General features: G+C 63.6%; 3 protein-coding genes. 1 reads left to right on the top strand and 2 read right to left on the bottom strand.

The annotated features are described in order from the left end of the window. Window positions 1–181 precede the first annotated feature (181 nt). The gene (locus tag EDC25_RS14460; RefSeq protein ID WP_132577787.1) at window positions 182–1,837 is read right to left on the bottom strand and encodes a hypothetical protein; all 1,656 of its coding nucleotides are present in this window, start codon (window positions 1,835–1,837) and stop codon (window positions 182–184) included. Window positions 1,838–2,513: 676 nt separating this feature from the next. On the opposite strand from EDC25_RS14460, the gene EDC25_RS14465 reads away from it, so the two are divergent. Beyond that, the gene (locus tag EDC25_RS14465) at window positions 2,514–3,959 is read left to right on the top strand and encodes a hypothetical protein (RefSeq protein ID WP_132577789.1); all 1,446 of its coding nucleotides are present in this window, start codon (window positions 2,514–2,516) and stop codon (window positions 3,957–3,959) included. Window positions 3,960–4,106: 147 nt separating this feature from the next. Here EDC25_RS14465 and EDC25_RS14470 read toward each other — a convergent pair. Next, window positions 4,107–4,947: phospholipase D-like domain-containing protein (locus tag EDC25_RS14470; RefSeq protein ID WP_132577791.1), on the bottom strand; the 841-nt coding region annotated here is incomplete at its 5' end.

A 4,947-nucleotide genomic window follows, 5' to 3' on the forward strand; every position in this document is an offset into this window, starting at 1 on the left:
CAACTGCGCGGTGGTGGGCGCACGGGCGCGGTGCAGGCGCAGTTCGTGCCGCGGCAGCTCGGTGGCTTCCACGTACACGCCGTCGAGCCACAGCAGTGCCAGTGACAATTGATGTGAATCCGTGCCAGGGACAATAACGAGAGCCAGGGCAATGCGGGCAGCGACGGCCTGCGGACGATCGTCAGTCGAAGCCGTTGGCGAAAATGAGATCGCCGAGCGGAACCGCGATTTCTGCACCGTAGCGACCCAGATAGGCGGTCCGCGCCGGGCCGGTCAGCCGCATGGATGCATCGAAGTAGGTGTCACCATCGAGGTTGTCGATGTTGAGCAGGATGCGATGGCTGGGCCAGGCGCGCGGTGCCAGCACGTTGCGTTCGGTGACGACGTTGGCGTCGGGCATGTTGACCAGGTTGTTGCCCTCGAAATTGAAGCGGTGGCGCAGCGAGTTCCGGTACAGCCACACCGGTGTTTCCGGTGTCCAGGTGTAGCTGGCCTGGCTGGAGTTGGTGAACAGCTTGATGGCGCCGTGGCGACCATCGGCGAAATCGTAGGGCGTGTGCACGGTGTTGTAGGCGAACTCGATGTTGCGCGCGGCATCCATGCCAAGGGCGGCGCTGAGGTTGCCGGGTGAGCCCCATTCGTTGCCGTCGCGGAACTCGTTGCCGCGTACGGAAATGAATTCGTTGAAGCGCTTGATCCAGAAGATCGCCCAGGTCGACGGGTCGGCGGTGACGAAGCGGGCGTTCACGGCGCGGTTGTTCTCGATCACCGAATGGTGCAGCTGGTAGGTGCTGGTGAATATGCCGTTGTCGCCGCTCAATGTGTTGTTGACGATGGCGACATGATTCCGCGGTGAGCCCTGGTCGGTGAACATGATGACCGAGGAATTGCCCAGGTCGGCATTGACCGGGTGGCCGTGGAAGCGGCTGAAGTTCACGTCGTGCATCGTCACCCGTGCGGTGTTGCCCCAGGCGGTGATCATGTGGATGTAGTTGCCGTGATCCTGGACGAAGTCGATGTGGTGGCGATGCTCGAGGTTGGCCAGGTAGAAGTCCGGTGCGGTCAGGCTGATACGGCCCTCATACGCCTCCAGTACGGCATTGCCACCGGGTCTTCCCACCCACACGGCCGGCGTGTGCCGGTAGTCGCTGCGGTTGATCGCCAGGTCGCCGCCGGGATGGTTGCCATCCATCGGCACCACGCCGCTGAGGTAGACGCGGTGGTCGGTGTAGGCCTGGCCGCCGTCGTGGATCCGCTGGATGCTGCGAAAGGGTGCGGAAACCGAGCCATCGCCGTTGTCATCATCGCCGTTGTCGGCATCGACGAACACCCAGCCGGCGCTGCCGACCAGCAGCGCGATGTCGACTTCGATGTCGTTGCCATCCTGGTCTTCGACGCGCAGACGGATGGCGTAGCTGCCTGGCAATGGATCCTCCCAGTGCAACAGCCCGTAGTCGGGTGTGCGCTCATGGACGATGAATCCGCGGTCGATACGGCGAGCCAGCTCGCTGCCGATCGCTAGGCCGGTGGCGCCACCGTCATCGACCAGCACGTAGCGGAACGGCCAGGCGCCGCCCTGGACGACGATGGGAATTTCCCAGCGGATGCCCGGGTGGGCATTTCGGGAATACGCCCAGGCGGGCGCCTCCGGACGCGGATGCACCAGCGTCATCGCCATCTTTGCGGGAACGTGATGGCCGGCGGGGAGTTGCCAGCTGCCGGGCTGATCGCCGCGATCGGCGCCCATGCCAATGCCGGTCATGGCCCCCAGAAGCAGCGCCAGCAGGGGCGCGGCCAGTCGCGGACGTCGTCGCCCTAACCTTGTCGATATCGTCATGTCTTTTCCCCCCCGGAGCCGGGCGCAGCATAGCAGCGCCTGCCCCCGTGGGTGGCCCCGGCGGCGCCCTTCGATCCCGAGCGTGCGTTGGTGGTCGATCGAGTTGCCGCGCTGCCGTACAGTGAGCGGCCCTGTCCTTTCCGGTATGGCACTGAATGCGCAAACTTCCGCCCAATCCCGACGATCTGGATCGGCTCGATCTCGAGCGTATGCGTTTTGGGCGGGATTGAGTTGCACGGTGAACGGCGTTGCGGTCAGCGCCGATCATCGCACGCTCGCCACCTAGACCACAGACTTGCATCGTCACCCTGATCGTGCCTTGGTCGGCACGCTGCCGGGTCATGGAACCGCATCGGCGGCAAGAGCGCACCACCGCGTGGCGACCGTGATGGCGCGCCATCACCGCAGGCGGAATGGTGCTCGCAGCGCATGGTCACCGACCGACTGTTGTTGTCCCAGGTGTGTTGTGTCGTGCTCAGGGGCCGCAGTGATTGTAAAAGATTGTGTCGATTTCGGATGGCGTGAAGTGCGCCGGCTGGGGTGATCTTCCCACTAATCAGATCGTTGCGGGTGTCACCCTGGCAGGGCGCTGAGAGTCGACACGGTGCTCTGTCTGGTGTGTCGAGTTCATCACGCCCATACTTTCGCGCCCAACTGTTGCCGATTTCTGGTGCCCATGACGATTTCGTTGATCTTGCGTTGCTGTGCAGTGGCGTTTGGATTGAATGCGCTCATCGCCCAAGCCGGCCCTCTGAAACTGGAGGTAGTCCCGAATACGTTCCATACCGGTGAGCGCGCTTTCGTGACGATCTTTGTCGAAAAGTCGCAGATGGATGCCGAGGTGCTGAGCGGGCCTTTCTATCTTCGTGTGCCGATAGGTTCGACGTTGAGCTACGTCGGCCACAACAACAACGGATGGTCGTGCGACGTGGATGCGACCAACGTCGTGGAATGCGTGTGGTCGGGAACCTTGTCTTCGGTGCAGATGGAAGCGCCCTATGTCCGGCTGACCCTGGCAGCGCCGCCTGACGCACTGCCAGGGACGCTGACAAGCCAGGTGACGATCGAGTCGGACCAGGTGTCCTTGCCGGAGCCGTTGGTCTGCGTCGCTTCACCCAGCGACACCGGTTGCGCTCAGATGTCGATCACCGTGGAGCCCTCGTCCTTGTCGATCAGGCAGTGGGGGACGGTCGGCTCGCAGGTCGACCAGGCTGGCCCCGTCGCTGCGTGGCTTTCGCCGTGGCGACATGGCGCTCGGGTATCGGTCGTTCTGGAGCCCGAGAACATCGGGTATGACTCGAACAACTCGCCCGTGCAGTTTCAATTTCTCGTGCCCCATGGGATATCGTGGGTGGATGCAGCAGGTCTGCCGAACTGGACGTGTGCCGCCGAGCCGGCGGGTGCTGATACCTTGCTGACCTGCACCACGCCTTACCTGCCGCATCTGGTCAATGCATGGATGAGCGTTCGTTTCGACGTGCTTGCCGGGTTGGCGATACCTGGCCCCCACGCGATTCACGTGCGCATGACCAATCCGTCGCAATCGGTCGATATGAGTGAATGCGTTGCCGATCCGTCCATTCTTGGTTGTGGACGGCTGACGTTCGAAGCCGCGCCTGCACTGGAACCGGATATCGTCATCAACGCATTCAGCAATCTTTCCGGTGAGCTGGTGGCCGGTCAACAGGCCCAGCTGAATGTCGAGTTCGAAAACATCGGTGCTGCCACGTCGCCGGCAACGCATGTAAAAATCGCACTGCCGCCGGGCATGGCGTATCAGGATGTATCGGGTGCGCTACCGTCAATGAGCTGTGCCGCCAGCGGCAGCGCCGTTACCGGCCAGGTGGTCCATTGCACCGGTGCAGGTCTGCCGTCGACCGTGCAGGGCTATGTGATCATTCGCGCGCGATTGGACGACGATGTCTTGGGGCCGGATCAACTGCCTGTCGTCGCCGCCACCGATCATGCATCATCCTGGACGTCCGGGCGTTTGGAGCAGTGCATCGACTCGCCGGCGTTGCCGCATTGTGCGTGGCTGGAGATCTCGGTGCGCTACTGGTGTGCCGCGCAGTTCGGTGCCGACGGGGTGTTCTGCAACGATTTCGAGTTGCTGTCCGAGTGAGCGCCGACTGGAACGGAGAGCAAGTCTAGGATGAGCGGAGCGACTTCGCGTTCGCAGGCGGGTGGTAGATGGTTGCGAGCACGAGACGTTGTGACCGCTCCGCCCGGATCGGCCTCTCATCGGTTGGAGAAGACGGGCACGCAATGATCAGGTTCGTTCAGGGCTCAGCGCGGAACGTATGTTCCGTGCGTCGCAAGGACGGCCTCGAGAAGAGATCGTTTGCGTCATTCCCCGCGGGTGCGGCCGATCCTGGTGATGCAACCGGCTGATCGGGTCGCCTGGATGCGCCTGTTTCAGCGGGCGAAGCGTTGCCAGAGGGTGTCGAAGCGGCGGGCGAAAGCGTCGACCCGGCGCGTATCGTCGCTGATGACCAGGTTCTCCTCGTTGTAGCGACTGGCGCTGCGGGGTCCAGTTGAAGCTGCCGTTGGCCAGGATGCGGCGGTCGAACAGGGCGAACTTGTGGTGCATATCGTGCGGCTGGTTGTCCACGCGCACCGGAATGCCAGCGTCGCGTAGCGCGCGCACGTCGCTGCCGTCGTCGAACTTCTTGTCGTTGTCGCTGATCAGGCGCACGGTGATGCCGCGCCGGTGGCAGGCCAGGATGGCCTCGCTGAGGCGGTCGTCGGCGATGGTGTAGACGCAGATATCCAGGTGCTGGCGGCATTGCAGGCACAGGGCCAGCAGTTCGCGCAGGCAGTCCTCGCCCGGCGAGAAATGCACGCGCGTGCCTTCCGGGCCACTGGTGGGTGACTGGTCGAGCGTGCGCACGACTTGTTCCAGCCAGCGCAACACATCGATGGCCTCGTCCGGTTCGGCGGCGATGCGCTTGCGGCTGATCGCGAAGGCGCGGTTGCGCAGGAAGCGCAGGCGGCCGCCATCGAGGCGCTCGCCGAGATCGACGCTTTGCGAGGCCGGCGTGATCGTGCCGTTGCCGGTCGCCGTGGCGGTGACGGTGTAGCTGACCGTGGCGCAAGTCACGCTCACGGTG

The sequence above is a fragment of the Pseudofulvimonas gallinarii genome (assembly GCF_004343305.1).
In the GTDB taxonomy this organism is placed as follows: Bacteria; Pseudomonadota; Gammaproteobacteria; order Xanthomonadales; family UBA2363; genus Pseudofulvimonas; species Pseudofulvimonas gallinarii.

Bases quoted from the DNA above. Each gene is read 5' to 3' on its own strand.
- EDC25_RS14460 (WP_132577787.1), bottom strand. From the start codon at position 1,837: ATGACGATATCGACAAGGTTAGGGCGACGACGTCCGCGACTGGCCGCG.
- EDC25_RS14465 (WP_132577789.1), top strand. From the start codon at position 2,514: ATGACGATTTCGTTGATCTTGCGTTGCTGTGCAGTGGCGTTTGGATTG.